At 53.9% G+C, this 15,021-nt stretch carries 13 protein-coding genes; all 13 read left to right on the top strand.

Annotated features, from left to right (window positions below; all coding sequences use genetic code 11):
- The first annotated feature begins 75 nt into the window (after positions 1-75).
- Entirely contained in the window at positions 76-642 is a 567-nt protein-coding gene (locus AKG43_RS03165; protein WP_054599130.1) for a hypothetical protein, read from the top strand.
- A gap of 38 nt (positions 643-680) precedes the next feature.
- Positions 681-1,775, top strand: coding sequence for a bifunctional diaminohydroxyphosphoribosylaminopyrimidine deaminase/5-amino-6-(5-phosphoribosylamino)uracil reductase RibD (gene ribD / locus AKG43_RS03160; protein WP_054599129.1), 1,095 nt, complete (start codon positions 681-683; stop codon positions 1,773-1,775).
- A 562-nt stretch (positions 1,776-2,337) separates the two neighbouring features.
- On the top strand, positions 2,338-3,642 hold the full coding sequence (locus tag AKG43_RS03155; protein ID WP_054599128.1) for a nucleotide sugar dehydrogenase: 1,305 nt from the start codon (positions 2,338-2,340) through the stop codon (positions 3,640-3,642).
- A gap of 16 nt (positions 3,643-3,658) precedes the next feature.
- A complete protein-coding gene (locus AKG43_RS03150; RefSeq protein ID WP_054599127.1) occupies positions 3,659-4,711 on the top strand; it encodes a Gfo/Idh/MocA family protein in 1,053 nt (350 codons plus the stop codon).
- A 15-nt stretch (positions 4,712-4,726) separates the two neighbouring features.
- Positions 4,727-5,767 (top strand): glycerol-3-phosphate dehydrogenase/oxidase, encoded by a 1,041-nt coding sequence (locus AKG43_RS03145; protein ID WP_054599126.1) that lies wholly within the window; start codon positions 4,727-4,729, stop codon positions 5,765-5,767.
- Complete coding sequence (locus AKG43_RS03140) at positions 5,764-6,345, top strand: acyltransferase (RefSeq protein ID WP_054599125.1); 582 nt, start codon at positions 5,764-5,766, stop codon at positions 6,343-6,345. The genes AKG43_RS03145 and AKG43_RS03140 overlap by 4 nt, the downstream gene beginning before the upstream one ends.
- 16 nt (positions 6,346-6,361) lie before the next feature.
- Positions 6,362-7,441 (top strand): DegT/DnrJ/EryC1/StrS aminotransferase family protein, encoded by a 1,080-nt coding sequence (locus tag AKG43_RS03135; RefSeq protein WP_054599124.1) that lies wholly within the window; start codon positions 6,362-6,364, stop codon positions 7,439-7,441.
- 60 nt (positions 7,442-7,501) lie between these two features.
- Entirely contained in the window at positions 7,502-8,929 is a 1,428-nt protein-coding gene (locus AKG43_RS03130) for a lipopolysaccharide biosynthesis protein (RefSeq protein ID WP_054599123.1), read from the top strand.
- A 109-nt stretch (positions 8,930-9,038) separates the two neighbouring features.
- Entirely contained in the window at positions 9,039-10,223 is a 1,185-nt protein-coding gene (locus tag AKG43_RS03125) for a glycosyltransferase (RefSeq protein WP_054599122.1), read from the top strand.
- The gene (locus AKG43_RS03120) at positions 10,220-11,557 is read left to right on the top strand and encodes an O-antigen ligase (protein ID WP_082402955.1); all 1,338 of its coding nucleotides are present in this window, start codon (positions 10,220-10,222) and stop codon (positions 11,555-11,557) included. Before AKG43_RS03125 ends, AKG43_RS03120 begins: the two co-directional genes overlap by 4 nt.
- Positions 11,554-12,624 (top strand): glycosyltransferase family 4 protein, encoded by a 1,071-nt coding sequence (locus AKG43_RS03115; protein WP_054599121.1) that lies wholly within the window; start codon positions 11,554-11,556, stop codon positions 12,622-12,624. Before AKG43_RS03120 ends, AKG43_RS03115 begins: the two co-directional genes overlap by 4 nt.
- 140 nt (positions 12,625-12,764) lie before the next feature.
- Positions 12,765-13,832: a glycosyltransferase family 4 protein gene (locus AKG43_RS03110; protein WP_054599120.1), complete on the top strand. Its 1,068-nt coding sequence runs from the start codon at positions 12,765-12,767 to the stop codon at positions 13,830-13,832.
- Positions 13,833-13,847: 15 nt separating this feature from the next.
- On the top strand, positions 13,848-15,020 hold the full coding sequence (locus AKG43_RS03105) for a glycosyltransferase (protein ID WP_054599119.1): 1,173 nt from the start codon (positions 13,848-13,850) through the stop codon (positions 15,018-15,020).
- Position 15,021 lies beyond the last annotated feature (1 nt).

Raw genomic sequence — 15,021 nt, 5'->3', positions numbered from 1 at the left:
GCGGATTACCCTCAAACCGCTTAAATTTGATATACTTAATGCCATTTTTTTGCTAACACATACGGAATTTGATCAATGAAACTATCTGTTTTTACTTTGGCTGTCATGGCTTCCATCGGCTTGGCCGCATGCAGCCAACAAGTTGAAACTTCGGTTCCTGCCTCTTCAACCGCTGCTTCCGCCACTTCCGCAGAAAAACAAATACAAACACTGACCGGCACAGACGGCAAAGTGAGCATCGTGATTCAGGGCAGCAGCTTTGAGAATGTTTTACAAGACAAAAACGCCTTACCCGAAGGCATTACCGCAGAAGAACTGACGCTGCTCCAGCGCGACAGCAACAGCGACATTACTTTATATGTGGTTAATTTGGGCGCACCCAAAACCGATGCCAAAACCTATTTTGCCAACTTGAAAACGGCTTTGGAATCCACACAAGGTTTAACCGAAGTTCAGGCCGGTGCCGCCACCGACACACGCATGAACTACCGTTTTGCCCAAAACGACAACCAAGGCAATCTGCTGCGTGAAAGCTGCATTTCTATTTACGAAAACAATCTCTACAATGTTTGCGCCAGCAGCCCCACCGCTTCGGCCGAAGCGTTGGCCGCGGTGCTGAAAGAAGTGAACTTGGTTAAATAAAAGATTTTGTGGATATTCACGCTTAAGGCCGTCTGAAAATGTTTGACGCAAACGATATACACATGATGCAAAACGCCCTCGCCCTCGCACGGCAAGGGCGTTTTTCAACATCGCCCAATCCCCGCGTAGGCTGTGTCATTGCCCGCGGCAGCCAAATTGTCGGGCAGGGTTTTCACGTCCGTGCCGGAGAACCTCATGCCGAAGTACATGCCTTAAGGCAGGCCGGCGCCATGGCTCAGGGGGCAACGGCTTATGTTACGCTGGAACCGTGCAGCCATTACGGGCGCACACCGCCTTGTGCCAAAGCATTGATCGAATCGGGCGTATCGCGCGTGGTGGCTGCCATGACCGATCCCAACCCTCTGGTGGCGGGCAAAGGCTTGGCGATGCTGGAAGCGGCAGGCATCCGCACCCAAAGCGGTCTGCTTGAACACGAAGCCCGCGAATTGAACCGCGGCTTTCTTTCGCGCATCGAACGCGGCCGCCCGTTTGTACGCTTGAAGTGCGCTGCCAGCCTAGACGGCAAAACGGCGCTTTCAGACGGCTGCAGCCAATGGATTACCGGTAAAGAAGCCCGTGCCGACGTTCAGATATTGCGTGCCGAAAGCTGTGCGGTGATGAGCGGCATCGGCACGGTATTGGCCGACAACCCATTGCTCAATGTGCGTAACTTTCCCACTTTGCGCCAACCTGCCCGCGTCATACTCGACAGCCGCCTGCAAACACCTCTCGACAGCCGAGTGATACAAGATGCCGGCAGCCCCACTCTGATTGCTACCTTATCCAAAGATGAAACTTTATTACAAAAATACACAAACCACCCACATGTGCAAATACTGAGGCCGTCTGAACAAAACGGCCGCATCGACCTGAATCATCTATTGACATTATTGGCGCAACAAGGCTACGGCGAGGTGATGGTGGAAGCAGGCGCAACGCTGGCCGGTGCTTTTTTAGAAGCAGATTTGGCAGATGAAATCGTGCTGTATCAAGCACCTAAGATATTAGGCAATTCGGCACGCGGCCTGTTTGAATTGAAAGAGCATGCCCGAGTGCTCAATGAAGAAAGCGCGTGGAAAATCATTCAAACCGAAAATATCGGCAGCGATATAAAAATTACTTTGAAAAAGTAACCTATATTATTGTAAATAATTTAAAATATAAATTCATACGGCACAAGCTTACCATCTGCATGAAAATTTTTGTAAACCGAATATGTGTTCGTGTTTTTTCGGCCGATTATCCCAAACGATAAAAAGACAGGCGCATATTGATTGCTGCCCGTTTTTAAGCATATTTATCACTATTTTATTCAAGTATTTATTTCTTCATTATTCTCCCGCCCGACTTTATATAGGCGGGAGATTATTTTTATCTGCTTTTTAATTGTTGCCAATCGGCGTATGTGCGTTTGTTGGTGTTATGTAAACTTGGGATACCGTTAAAACGCGGCGTGAAACCGATTAAATTTAATTTAGTCTCAATAAACAATATTTATGGCTTTAAATATTTTTCCGCCTGACATGCAAAAACAGGCTTTACCGTCCGGCAACGCATACCGGCAAACACCGGAGCCTATACAGAACCGATTCTGTTAACGCTGCGGTAGAGCGGAGCTTGCCGCACAACTTAGGTTGACGGGCTATACATCAATCATAATTGTCATTGCTATCTATACTAAACAGAGAATATTCCATGAAAAATACCGCCATTCAGAAATTCGCCGATAAAACTGCCAAAATCGGTATCGTGGGTTTAGGCTATGTCGGCCTGCCGCTGATGTTGCGTTATGTCGACATCGGCTTTCATGTGCTGGGCTTCGATATTGATGCCGAAAAAGTAGAAAAACTCAATAAAGGGCAAAGCTATATCGAGCATATTCCCTCCGATAAAATTGCGGCGGCAAGCCAAAATCTGTTTGAGGCTACCACTGATTTTTCGCGTATCGGAGAGGCCGATGCCGTGATTCTGTGCGTGCCGACCCCGCTCAACAAATACCGCGAACCGGACATGAGCTTTGTTATAGACACCACCGATGCGGTGAAACCCTATTTGCGTGCCGGTCAGGTATTGTCTTTGGAATCTACCACTTATCCCGGCACCACCGAAGAAGAACTGCTGCCGCGCATGGAAGAAGGCGGCCTGAAAGTGGGCGAAAACGTATTCTTGGTGTATTCGCCGGAACGCGAAGACCCGGGCAACCCCGATTTTGAAACCCGCACCATTCCGAAAGTGATCGGCGGCCACACGCCCGCCTGTTTGGAAGTGGGTATTGCACTTTACCAACCCGCCATCGACAAAGTGGTGCCGGTCAGCTCCACCAAAGCGGCCGAATTAACGAAACTGCTGGAAAACATCCACCGCGCCGTGAACATCGGTTTGGTTAACGAAATGAAAATCGTAGCGGACAAAATGGACATCGACATCCACGAAGTGATTGATGCCGCCGCCACCAAACCGTTCGGCTTCGTTGCCTATTACCCCGGCCCGGGCTTGGGCGGCCACTGCATTCCCATCGATCCGTTCTATCTCACTTGGAAAGCCCGCGAATACGGCGTGAACACCCGCTTTATCGAACTGGCCGGCGAAGTCAATTCTTCTATGCCCGAATATGTGGTTAACAAAACCATGCTGGCCTTAAACGACCACAACCGCTCCATCAAAGGCAGCAAGGTGCTGGTTTTGGGCATCGCCTACAAGAAAAACGTGGACGATATGCGCGAAAGCCCCTCGGTGGAAGTGATGGAACTGTTGCGCGACTTAGGCGCGGAAGTGGCCTACACCGACCCGCATGTGCCGGTATTCCCGAAAATGCGCGAACATAAATTCGATTTGAAGAGCGAACCGTTTACCGCCGAAAACATCGCCCGTTTCGACTGCGTGGTGCTGACCACCGACCACGACAAATTCGATTACGACCTGCTCAAGCAGCACGCCAAGCTGATTATCGACACCCGCGGAAAATTCCAAGGCAAATTCAGCAACATCGTTAAAGCATAAGCGGGGCCGTCTGAAAATGTTTGAAACCATCAAAGGGCGCAAAATCAAATTTGCGTTAGTAGGTTGCGGCCGTATTTCCAACAACCACTTCGGTTCTTTTGAAGCGTTAAGCGACGATTGCGAAGTGGTGGCGGTGTGCGACAGCAACCCGGCGGCACTGGAAGCGGCGGTAAAACGCACCGGAGCGCAAGGCTATGCTTCCTATACCGAAATGCTTGCCGGCACCGATGCCGACATTATCGTGCTCACCACGCCCTCCGGCCTGCATCCCGACCAAGCCGTGCAGGCTTTTGAAGCGGGTTTTCATGTGGTTACCGAAAAACCGATGGCCACCCGTCTCCACGACGGCGAGCGCATGGTCAAAGCGGCCGACAAAGCCGGCAAACGCCTGTTTGTAGTGAAACAAAACCGCTTGAACGCCACTTTGCAGATGCTCAAACGCGCCGTAACCGAAAAACGCTTCGGCAAAATCTGCATGGTGCATTTGAATGTATTTTGGACGCGCCCGCAGTCTTACTACGACCAAGGCGGCGGTTGGCGCGGCACTTGGGAGCTGGACGGCGGTGCGTTTATGAATCAGGCCAGCCATTATGTCGATTTGATGGAATGGCTCATCGGCCCGGTGCAAGACGTGCAGGCGATGATTTCCACCCACCGCGACATCGAAGCCGAAGACACCGGCGTGATGAACATCCGCTGGCGGAACGGCGCACTCGGCTCGATGGCCGTAACCATGTGCACTTACCCGAAAAACCTCGAAGGCTCGATTACCATTTTGGGCGAAACCGGCACGGTGCGCATCGGCGGCATGGCGGTGAACGAAATTCAGGAATGGAACTTTGCCGATTCGCGCGATTACGACCAGCAAGTGAAAACCGCCAACTACGAAACCACCTCGGTTTACGGTTTCGGCCATCCGCTCTATTACCGCAATGTGATCGACGTGATGCGCGGCGAAGCCGAACCGATTACCGACGGCCGCGAAGGATTGAAATCGCTGGAGCTGCTGATTGCCGCCTATCTCTCCGCCCGCGACAACAAAACCGTATCGCTGCCTTTGGTTTACTGATAAAGGCCGTCTGAAATGAAGATTGCAGTAGCAGGCGCAGGCATAGTCGGAGCGTGTACCGCTTGGGCTGCGGCACGGCGCGGACACAGCGTGGTACTGTTCGAACAGCATACCGCCATGGCCCACACCAGCCGATCGTCTTCCAAGCTGCTGCACGGCGGGTTGCGCTATCTCGAAACCGGCCAGTTTGCGCTGGTTAAAAAAGCCCTGCACGCCCGCCGCTTTTGGCTGGAACAGGCTCCGCACCTGTGCAGGCCGTTGGAGCTGCTGTTCCCGATTTACGCAGGCACGCTCCGCCCGAAATGGCAAATCGGCATCGGCACCAAACTCTACGATTTTCTTGCTGCTGGCAGCGGCTTTCCCCGCAGTTCGTGGCTGAATAAAACGGAAGTGCTGAACCGCTGCCCCGCCCTGCTTTCAGACGGCCTCAAGGGTGCGTTTTCCTTTTACGATGCCCAAATGGACGATTTCGAACTGGGGCAATGGGTGGTCGGCCAATGCCGTGACTTGGGCGTGGAAGTGGTCGAACACCGCAAAATCGAAACTTTCGACAGCCTCGCCGGTTTCGACCGCATCGTCAACGCCACCGGCCCGTGGGCGATGGAACTGCGCGCACAACAAGGCGGCTCTCCCGCCTATACTATCGATTGGGTGCGCGGCAGCCATATCTTTACCGACCGCGAATGCACGCAGGCTTTGATGCTGCCGATTCCGCAGGGAAAACGGATTTTCTTCGTGCTGCCTTATCAGGGCAAAACCTTAATCGGCACCACCGAAGTCCGCCAAGACCACCCCGAAGCGGAGAGGCCGTCTGAAGAAGAAACCGATTATCTGCTGGCCGCCTACAATGCCTATCACAGCGAAACGCTCACGGCAGAAGACATCAGCGGCAGCTTTTCCGGCGTGCGCCCTTTGTTGAAAAGTGCCGCCAATCCCAGCGATGCCTCCCGCGAATGGGCGTTCGAGCGTGTGGGCAATGTGCTGCACATCTACGGCGGCAAATGGACGACCGCACAAATACAGGGCGAAGCCGCTTTGGAGGAATTATTGAAATGACCGACTACACCGTACACCCATCCGCCATCGTTGACGACGGCGCACAAATCGGCGCGGGCAGCCGCATCTGGCATTTCGTGCATATCTGCGGCGGAGCCGTTATCGGCAAAAACTGCTCGTTCGGGCAAAATGTTTTTGTGGGCAACCGCGTAACCATCGGCGACAACTGCAAAATCCAAAACAACGTATCCGTGTACGACAACGTGCATCTCGAAGAAGGCGTATTCTGCGGCCCCAGCATGGTGTTTACCAATGTGTACAACCCGCGTTCGCTGATCGAGCGCAAAAGCGAATACCGCGACACGCTGGTTAAAAAAGGCGCGACTTTGGGCGCAAACTGCACCATCGTGTGCGGCATTACCATCGGCCGTTTCGCCTTTATCGGCGCAGGCGCGGTGGTGAACAAAGACGTGCCCGACTACGCCCTGATGGTCGGCGTGCCCGCCCGCCAAATCGGTTGGATGAGCGAATACGGCGAACAGCTTAACCTGCCGCTGCAAGGCAACGGTCGCGCCGTTTGTTCGCACACCGGAGCGGTGTACACGCTTTCAGACGGCCTCTTAAGCAAATCAGAATAATATTAAGGAAACCCTCATGCAATTTATCGACCTCGCCGCCCAACAAGCCCGCATCAAAGACCAAATCGACGCCAACATCCAAAAAGTGCTGGCACACGGCGCATACATCCTCGGCCCCGAAGTCGCCGAATTGGAAGAAAAACTCGCCGCCTACTGCGGTGCACAATACTGTATCAGCGTTGCCAACGGTACTGACGCGCTGCAAATCGCGCTGATGGCATTGGGCGTGGGCGCAGGCGACGAAGTGATTACCCCCGGCTTTACCTACATCGCCACCGCCGAAACCGTGGCCCTGCTCGGTGCCAAACCCGTATATGTCGATATCGACGAGAAAACCTACAATATCGACCCCGCCCAAATCGAAGCGGCCATCACCGACAAAACCAAAGCCGTCATTCCCGTATCGCTCTACGGCCAATGCGCCGATTACGACGCCATTAACGCCATCGCCGCCAAACACAAGCTGCCGGTGATTGAAGATGCCGCCCAAAGTTTCGGTGCCACCTACAAAGGCAGAAAATCGGGCAACTTAACCACCATCGCCTGCACCAGCTTTTTCCCCAGCAAACCTCTGGGCTGCTACGGCGACGGCGGAGCGGTTTTCACCAACGATGAAACGCTGGCCACCGTTATCCGACAGATTGCCCGCCACGGCCAAGACCGCCGCTATCATCATATCCGCGTGGGCGTAAACAGCCGTTTAGACACGCTGCAAGCCGCCATCCTGCTGCCCAAGCTGGCGATTTTTGAAGAAGAAATGCAGTTGCGCCAGCAAGTTGCCGCCATGTATGCCGAAGCCCTGCAAGATACGGGCATTGCCGTGCCGTTTATCGAAGCGCACAACCGCAGCGCGTATGCCCAATACACCATCCGCGTGAAAAACCGCGATGCCGTTCAGACGGCCTTGAAAGAAGCGGGCATTCCCACCGCCGTGCATTACCCGATTCCGCTGAACAAACAGCCAGCCGTCGCCAGCGATGCCGTGCTGCCGGTGGGCGACTTGGTGGCGCAGGAAGTGATGAGCCTGCCGATGCACCCGTATATGACGCACAAGCAAGTGCGGCAGGTGGCAGACGCACTCAAAGCCACCCTTTGACTGTTTTTCTTTTCAGACGGCCTCTCCGCTGTGTGGGAGGCCGTCTGAAAACATATTCGTATGAACATAAAAAAACTTTTAGGTTACGCACTCGGCCCGCTGGGCAGTGCCGCCATCGGCATCATTTCGCTGCCGCTGATTTCATGGTATTTCCCCGCCGAAGACATCGGCCGCATCGTGCTGCTGCAAACCGTGTCGGCACTCACGCTCACGCTGATGGGCTTGGGCTTGGATCAATCTTATATCCGCGAATACCATGCGGCCGAAAACAAAGCGGCGTTGTTTAAAGCCGTGATTGCGCTGCCGGTTGCACTCACCGCATTGTTTGCCGCCGCCATCGGCTTGTGGCGGTTATCGTGGCCGTCTGAAAAAGTGTTCGACATCAACAGCAGCACCTTGGGGCTGTTGTGCCTGCTTTTTTTCGGCGCATCGTTGCTGTCGCGCTATTTCGCGTTGATTTTGCGGATGAAAGAACGCTCGTTTGCCTTTTCGTTCAGCCAGCTCACACCCAAAGTGCTGATTTTGCTGTTGGTATTGGTATATGTGGCGGCGGGCTTGCCTAAAGACACTTTCACGCTGGTGGCGGCTTATGTGGCGGCGCAAGTGCTTACCGTAGGCGTGCTGGCCGCCCAAACACGCGGCGAATTGGCCGCTGCCGCCCGTGCGCCGTTTTCCGCACCGCTGCTGAAAGAAAGCCTGCATTACGGCGTGCCGCTGGCTTTGGGCGGGTTGGCGTATTGGGGTTTTACTTCGATAGACCGCTTTCTGCTCAAGTCGTTAGGCGGCTTGTCGGAGCTGGGGGTTTACTCGATGGCCGTCAGTTTTGGAGCAATTGCTTTAATCTTTCAGAATATTTTTTCGGTTATTTGGGCACCGATGGTATTTAAATGGGTCAAAGAAAATATCCATTTGGATAAAATCGGCGGCATCACCGAATCCATGACCGATCTGATTGCCGCTTTGATCTGCATCGTAGGCATCTGCTCGCCGATGGTCACCTGGATACTGCCGGAAAAATACGCACCGGTGCAGTTTATCCTGCTGTCGAGCATGCTGTTTCCGCTGCTCTACACGCTTACCGAAGTAACGGGCATCGGCATCAACGTGAGCAAGAAAACGTGGCTGATTACCGTGTTTTCGCTCGTTGCCCTGCTGTGCAACCTGAGCCTACTCTACTGGCTCGTTCCCCTGCTCGGTGCGCGGGGTGCGGCAATGGCGACCGCCGTATCGTTTTGGGTGTTTTCGGTGTTGAAGTCGGAAGCGTCGATACGCCTGTGGCTGCCGCTGCCGCGCGCCAAAATTTACGGCGGCACGGCACTGTGCCTCGCCGTATGCTTGGCCTACACCTACTTGGGCAACAGCCGCAACTACTACTTTTTCGCCCTGCTGTGGCTGGCGGTATTGGTGCTTCTGTATTTCAAACACCGCACCGCCCTGCATCAGGCCGCCGCGCAGATAAAAGGCCGTCTGAAACGCTCTGCCGCTTAAGCCGAACCGTTTTGCCGGCCGCCACGCTTACTTACGGTCAAATAAGATAAATAGAAACCTTGCAACACCCGCCGCTCGGCACAGGTTTCAAATAATAAGGCAACGCAGTATGCATGTTTTGATTATTCCATCTTGGTATCCGTCTTCGCCCGACGACATCAACGGCATTTTTTTCCGCCAGCAGGCTCAGGCTTTGCACCGGGCCGGCGTGCAGGTGGGCGTTATTGCCCCCGTGTTCCGTTCGATGCGCGGCGAACCCAAAACCATTTTTACCGGCGGCTACGGGCCACGCTACCATCTCGACGGGGGGATTCCCACCTACCTGCATGAAAGCATGTATTTCTTTCCGCGCACACCCATCGACCGCCACCGCTGGCTCAAGGCCGGCATGGGTTTGTTCCGCCGGTATGTGCGCGAACACGGCCTGCCCGACATCCTGCACGCCCACAGCATGAACTACGGCGGCATTCTCGCCCGTCAGATTCAGACGGCCACGGGGATTCCTTATGTGATTACCGAACACAGCTCCACCTATGCCCGCAAACTCGTGCGCCCGTGGCAACGCAGCGCGATGCAGCAGGCGGCGCAGCACTGTGCCTCGCGCATTGCCGTCAGCCGCGATTTCTGCCGTCTGCTCGAAAACGAATATCACGGCTTGGATTGGCAATACATTCCCAATATCCTGCCTGCCAAGTTTTTCGAATCTTTCCATCCGGCCGACAAACCCGAAAATCCGGACTTCACTTTCTGCTCGGTCGCCCACCTGAACTACAACAAAGGCTACGACATCCTGCTGCCCGCATTTGCCGAAGCATTGAAGAAACACCCCCGTATCAAACTGAAAATCGGCGGCAGCGGTTTAGCCGACGCACAACTGCACAAACTCACCGAAGACTTGGGCATAGGCCACGCCGTTACGTTTTTGGGCAGGCTGCAAAACGAAGCCGTGCTCGAACTGATGCGCAGCAGCGATGCTTTTGTGCTGGCCAGCCGCCACGAAACCTTCGGCATCGTCTTTATCGAAGCGCTTTCGCAAGGTCTGCCGGTGGTAGCCACCCGCTGCGGCGGCCCCAACTCGATTATCACGCCCGAAAACGGCCTGCTGGTGCCGACCGAAAACCGGCAAGCCCTAACCGAAGCCTTGATTTCGCTTTATGAAAACCGCCACCGCTACGATGCCGCCGCACTGCGCCGCAACTGCTTGGAAGAATTCGGCGAACACAGCGTCATCGGGCAGATAACCGAACAATACCGCCGCGTTCTCCACGCGCACGCAAACGGGGAGCAGGCATGAAAATCAAAAATATCAACCTGTATATCCTGCTGGTTTTCGGCATGTTGGGGGCTTATATGGTCGGCCCTTCCTTATCTTATAAATTCGGCATACAGCGTATCGACAACTTTCTGACCATTCTGTTTATCGCCTCCACGCTGATGATCGGTGCGCTCGAGAGCAAACGCTTTCCGCCCCCCGTTGCCCTGCTGCTGCTCTGCTTAACCGTGATGACGGCTTGGAGCGCGCTGCACTTGGGCATTTCTTCCATCAGCGGCTCGCAGTTTATCGATTTGATGTTTTTTATTTCGATTCCCTGCTTTTTTTATCTGCTTTATCTGATTATTTCGCGCTCGGAGCAGCCTTTGCGGTTTGTGCGGCGTTTGATTCTGTTTTTTGCGGCCTTTATCTGCATTCCGCCCTTCATCGAAATCGGCGCGGGCATTCAGTTTGTTACGGCGGCGGAAGAGCTGGCCATTGAAGCCGGCGCGGTTAAAGGGCTGTTTTTCAACCCCAACAACTTGGCCACCACCGCTGTGTGTCTGGCTCCGGCAGTTTTGGTGTTTTTCAATTTCGAGGCACAAAACCGCAAACAGGTGTTAACGGGTTGGGCGCTTTACCTGCTGCTGGGCGTGATTGTGTTCGCCAGCGTATCGCGAACGGCCATCGCCTGTTATGTGCTGCTGACGCTGCTGGTTTTGATGTACCGTAAAAACGGCTTGGCAACGCTGCTGTCGGTTGCGGTGGTTTATTTGGCCTTTGCCATGATTCCGCCTTATGCGATACAGGATTTTCTGCTTTCGTTGAACAGCAACGAATTTTTGGAGCGTTTTTCCAGCCGGATTTATCTGTTTTTATACGATTTCGGCAGCGACAACTCGGTGTCGTCGCGTCAGGAAATCTACAACCATTTCTGGAACCACACCCCCCTGCTCTTTACCGGCTACGGCCCGAAAAACTTTGCCGAATTTTTCGGAGGCCACATCAGCACCAGCTTGGGCTTTGAAAACCCGCACAGTTTTATCATCGAGCTTTATCTCGGCTTCGGTATCGTGTCTCTGCTGGGGTTTCTCGGTTATGTGGCAGGTTATACCGCCGTGTTCGCGTTTGCCAAAGGCATCCCTACCCGGCTGCGCGTTTTTGCGTTGACGGCGATGGCGATATTTTTGATCGGCGGCTTTATCCCTTCATCGATTTTGCGGCTTCCTTTCGTTTGGCTGCCCTGTTTTCTGATTGCGATATATACGGTGTGCGCCAAACCGTTACACATTTTTCAGACGGCCTCACGTCTGAACCCTTACCCTAAAAGCAAATCCATACCAACCATAAAACCAAATCAAAGGCGGGCAACATGAAAATCATTCTGGCAACATCTATGAGCGGCTTGGGCGGCACCGAAAACGCCACCTACCGTTTGGGCAGGCTGCTGTGCGAACGAAACAACCAAGTGATCTTGGCTTCTTCAGACGGCCCTTTGGTCGAAGACTGCCGCCAAGCCGGCATGCAGTGGCACGATATTGATTTCTACAAACAAGGCTTGAAAGGATATTTGTCGGGCATGGCGGCCTTTATGCGCTTGCTGAAGCAGGAAAAACCCGACATCGTGCATTGCCAGATGGCGCGTATCGTGCCTGCCTGCGCCATGGCCGCCAAGCTGGTATCGCCCCGCACCAAAGTGTTTTGGCATGCCCGCGGTCTGGCCGGCGAAACCTACCCCAAAGTGGCCAAAATTTTCAAAAAACTGGGTGTGTATATCATTGCCAACTGCAAGCAGGAACGCGGCAAACTCATCCGCCACGGCTTTCCCGAACACCGCATCACCTATACCTACAACGCCCTGCATAAAGTTGATGAAGTGCCCGAAAAAACGGCCAAAGATTATGTGATGCTCGGCACGCTGTCGCGGCTGGACGATGTACGCTCCGTCGACCGCATGCTAGACATCTTCAAAATGCTTACCGACCGCAACCTGCCCGTGCGCCTGAATATTGCCGGTATCGGCGAAAACATGGAAAAACTCAAAGCCCAAGCGCAACAGCTGGGCATTGCCGACAAAGTGGCCTTTCTCGGCGGCGTGCGCAATCTGACCGAATATTTCAAAGAAGTGGATATTCTCGTGAACACGCCCTATTGCCCCGGCGACAGCTGCGCGGGCGTAGGCAACAACGTATTGGAAGCCGGGCTGTACCACACGCCGGTTATCACTTACGACATGGGCGGGATTTCCGAAATGGTCGTTCACGGCAAAACCGGCTACTGCATTCCTTTAGACGATAAAGAAAGTTTTGCCGACTCGGTAGAAAAACTGGTTTCAAACAAAGAACTTCGGGTTCAAATCGGCCGTGCTCTGAACGAGCATGTGAACAGCTTGTGCTCCGACGACGAAATATACCGCACCACCATGGCGGCCTATGCCATGTGAAACCGACCGGCTCACGGCAAACTCCGGCATAAGCGCACGGCCGGCGGTTTTTAATTTTATTTGCATTGCACGCTGCATTTTTAACACCGCCGTAACAGTCAAACCCTGAATTAAGGGACTATTACCATACCATCGTTACCATGAAGATTATTATTACTACCTCAATGAGCGGGCTGGGCGGCACGGAACATGCCGCTTACCGTTTGGGCAAACTGCTGCTGGATCACGGCCACACCGTTGTTCTGGCCTCTTCAGACGGCCCGCTGGTAAAGGATGCCGAAGCTGCGGGCATGAAATGGTACGACATTGATTTTTACAGCGGCAAAACCGGCTACTTGAAAGGCATGGCGGCTTATGTGTCTATGTTGAAGAAAGAGCAGCCCGACATCGTCCATTGCCAAATGGCGCGTATTGTTCCCGCCTGCGCCGTGGCCGCCAAAATCGCTTCGCCGAAAACCAAAGTTTTTTATCACGCACGGGGGCTGGACCCCGAAACTTATCCCAAAATCGCCAAATTGTTCGACAAACTCGGCGTGTACATCATCGGCAACTGCCGACACGAACGCGACAAACTGATCCGACACGGCTTTCCGCCACAACGCATTGCCTACACCTACAACGCCCTGCCCGCCCGCAGCGGTCGGTTTGAAAAAAAACCGAAAGACGAAGTGGTGCTCGGCACCTTATCGCGCCTGAGCAAAACGCGGGCCGTGCATTTGGTGCTCGACATCACCAAAGCCCTGCTCGACCGCGGCCTGCCGGTGCGCCTGTCGGTTGCGGGCATCGGCGAAGAAACCGACAACCTCAAAGCACAGGCTCAGGCATTGGGCATTGCCGACAAAGTGGATTTTCTCGGCGGCGTGCGCGATTTACCGGCCTATTTTCAAGAAGTGGACATCCTGCTCAACACGCCCGTGCTGATCGGCGACCACGGCGCAGGTGTGGGCAACAACATTTTGGAAGCGGGCTTATACGAAACACCGGTCGTTACCTACGACGGGGCGGGCATTTCGGAAATGGTGGTGGACGGCGAAACCGGCTACTGCGTTCCGCTGGAAGACCAAGCCCGCTTTATTGCCGCCGTTGAAACGCTGGTCAACGACGCCGCCTTACGCAAAACCATGGGCAAAGCTCTTCACGACAGAGTGACCACGCTGTGCTCAGACGAAGAAATCTACCGTACCACCGTTGCCGCCTACCATCTGTAAACACAGGAAACCGTCATGAAAATCGCCATTGTCGCACCTTACTGTTCGCTGCCCGGGGAGCCTAACTTCAACCGCTTCTGGTATTTGGCCGTATTGCTGTCGCAATCACACGATGTTTTGCTACTGACCAGTAACTTCAAACACATGAACAAATCTTTCAGACGGCCTGAAATGGCTGAAGAATCGTCTCAAGGCCGTCTGAAAGTCAAACTGCTCAAAGAGAGCGGTTACACCAAAAACGTTTCCATTGCGCGCGTGCAAAGCCATCACGTTTTGGTTAAAGATTTCGAGCAATGGCTGGAACACTGCCGCCCCGGCGAGTGGGACGTGGTGTATTCCGCCTATCCGCTGATTGCCACCAACATTCTGCTGGGCAAACACAAAGCGCGCTTGGGCTACAAACTGATTATCGACGTGCAGGACGTTTGGCCGGAAGCCTTCTCCGCCGTGATTCCCACGCTGAAAAAAATTCCGCACAACCTGCTGCCTTTTGCCTCACGCGCCAACGCCGCCTATGCGTGTGCCGACGGTTTGGTGGCCGTATCTCAAAGCTATCTCGACCGCGCCAAAGAAGCCAACCCCAACGTGCCGGGCGAAGTGGTATATATCGGCGCAGATTACGACAAGCTCGGCAGTGCACAGCCCAAACATTTCGAGGGCGGCAAAACCCGTTTCTTCTATTTGGGCACGCTCAGTTACAGCTACGACATGGAAACCGTCTGCAAAGGCATACAGCGCCTGGCCGAAGCGGGCGAACAGGTTGAGTTGCACATCATGGGCGGCGGCCCCGATTTAGACAAACTCAAACAATACGAATCCGATTCGATTAAGTTTTACGGTTATATCCCCTATGCCGAGATGATGTCGGTGGCCAAAGGCTGCGACATTGCCGTCAACCCCATTCATTCCTACGCCATGCAGTCGGTAACCAACAAACTCTCCGACTATATGGCATTGGAAAAACCGATACTCAACAGCCAAGTGAGCAGCGAAATCGACGAAATCCTCACCCTGCTGCCTCATGCCAACTACCGTTCGGGCGATGTGAACAGCTTTATTTCCGCCGCCAAACACATTCTCAAGCACAAAGAAGATCCGGTAAACAGCGAAGAAATCGTGCGCCGCTTCAAGCGCGATATCGCCTACCGCAAAATCGTCAACCTGATTGAGCGTCTCGGCCATGAATAAC

The organism is Neisseria sp. 74A18, from assembly GCF_001308005.1.
GTDB lineage: Bacteria > Pseudomonadota > Gammaproteobacteria > Burkholderiales > Neisseriaceae > Neisseria > Neisseria dumasiana.
This window is presented reverse-complemented; position numbering and strand designations above follow the sequence as displayed.

What these genes read in the sequence shown, in the direction of transcription:
- AKG43_RS03145 (WP_054599126.1), top strand. Translation starts at nt 4,727, where the DNA reads ATGAAGATTGCAGTAGCAGGCGCAGGCATAGTCGGAGCGTGTACCGCT.
- ribD (WP_054599129.1), top strand. Translation starts at nt 681, where the DNA reads ATGTTTGACGCAAACGATATACACATGATGCAAAACGCCCTCGCCCTC.
- AKG43_RS03140 (WP_054599125.1), top strand. Translation starts at nt 5,764, where the DNA reads ATGACCGACTACACCGTACACCCATCCGCCATCGTTGACGACGGCGCA.
- AKG43_RS03105 (WP_054599119.1), top strand. Translation starts at nt 13,848, where the DNA reads ATGAAAATCGCCATTGTCGCACCTTACTGTTCGCTGCCCGGGGAGCCT.
- AKG43_RS03120 (WP_082402955.1), top strand. Translation starts at nt 10,220, where the DNA reads ATGAAAATCAAAAATATCAACCTGTATATCCTGCTGGTTTTCGGCATG.
- AKG43_RS03125 (WP_054599122.1), top strand. Translation starts at nt 9,039, where the DNA reads ATGCATGTTTTGATTATTCCATCTTGGTATCCGTCTTCGCCCGACGAC.
- AKG43_RS03155 (WP_054599128.1), top strand. Translation starts at nt 2,338, where the DNA reads ATGAAAAATACCGCCATTCAGAAATTCGCCGATAAAACTGCCAAAATC.
- AKG43_RS03165 (WP_054599130.1), top strand. Translation starts at nt 76, where the DNA reads ATGAAACTATCTGTTTTTACTTTGGCTGTCATGGCTTCCATCGGCTTG.
- AKG43_RS03110 (WP_054599120.1), top strand. Translation starts at nt 12,765, where the DNA reads ATGAAGATTATTATTACTACCTCAATGAGCGGGCTGGGCGGCACGGAA.
- AKG43_RS03130 (WP_054599123.1), top strand. Translation starts at nt 7,502, where the DNA reads ATGAACATAAAAAAACTTTTAGGTTACGCACTCGGCCCGCTGGGCAGT.
- AKG43_RS03150 (WP_054599127.1), top strand. Translation starts at nt 3,659, where the DNA reads ATGTTTGAAACCATCAAAGGGCGCAAAATCAAATTTGCGTTAGTAGGT.
- AKG43_RS03135 (WP_054599124.1), top strand. Translation starts at nt 6,362, where the DNA reads ATGCAATTTATCGACCTCGCCGCCCAACAAGCCCGCATCAAAGACCAA.
- AKG43_RS03115 (WP_054599121.1), top strand. Translation starts at nt 11,554, where the DNA reads ATGAAAATCATTCTGGCAACATCTATGAGCGGCTTGGGCGGCACCGAA.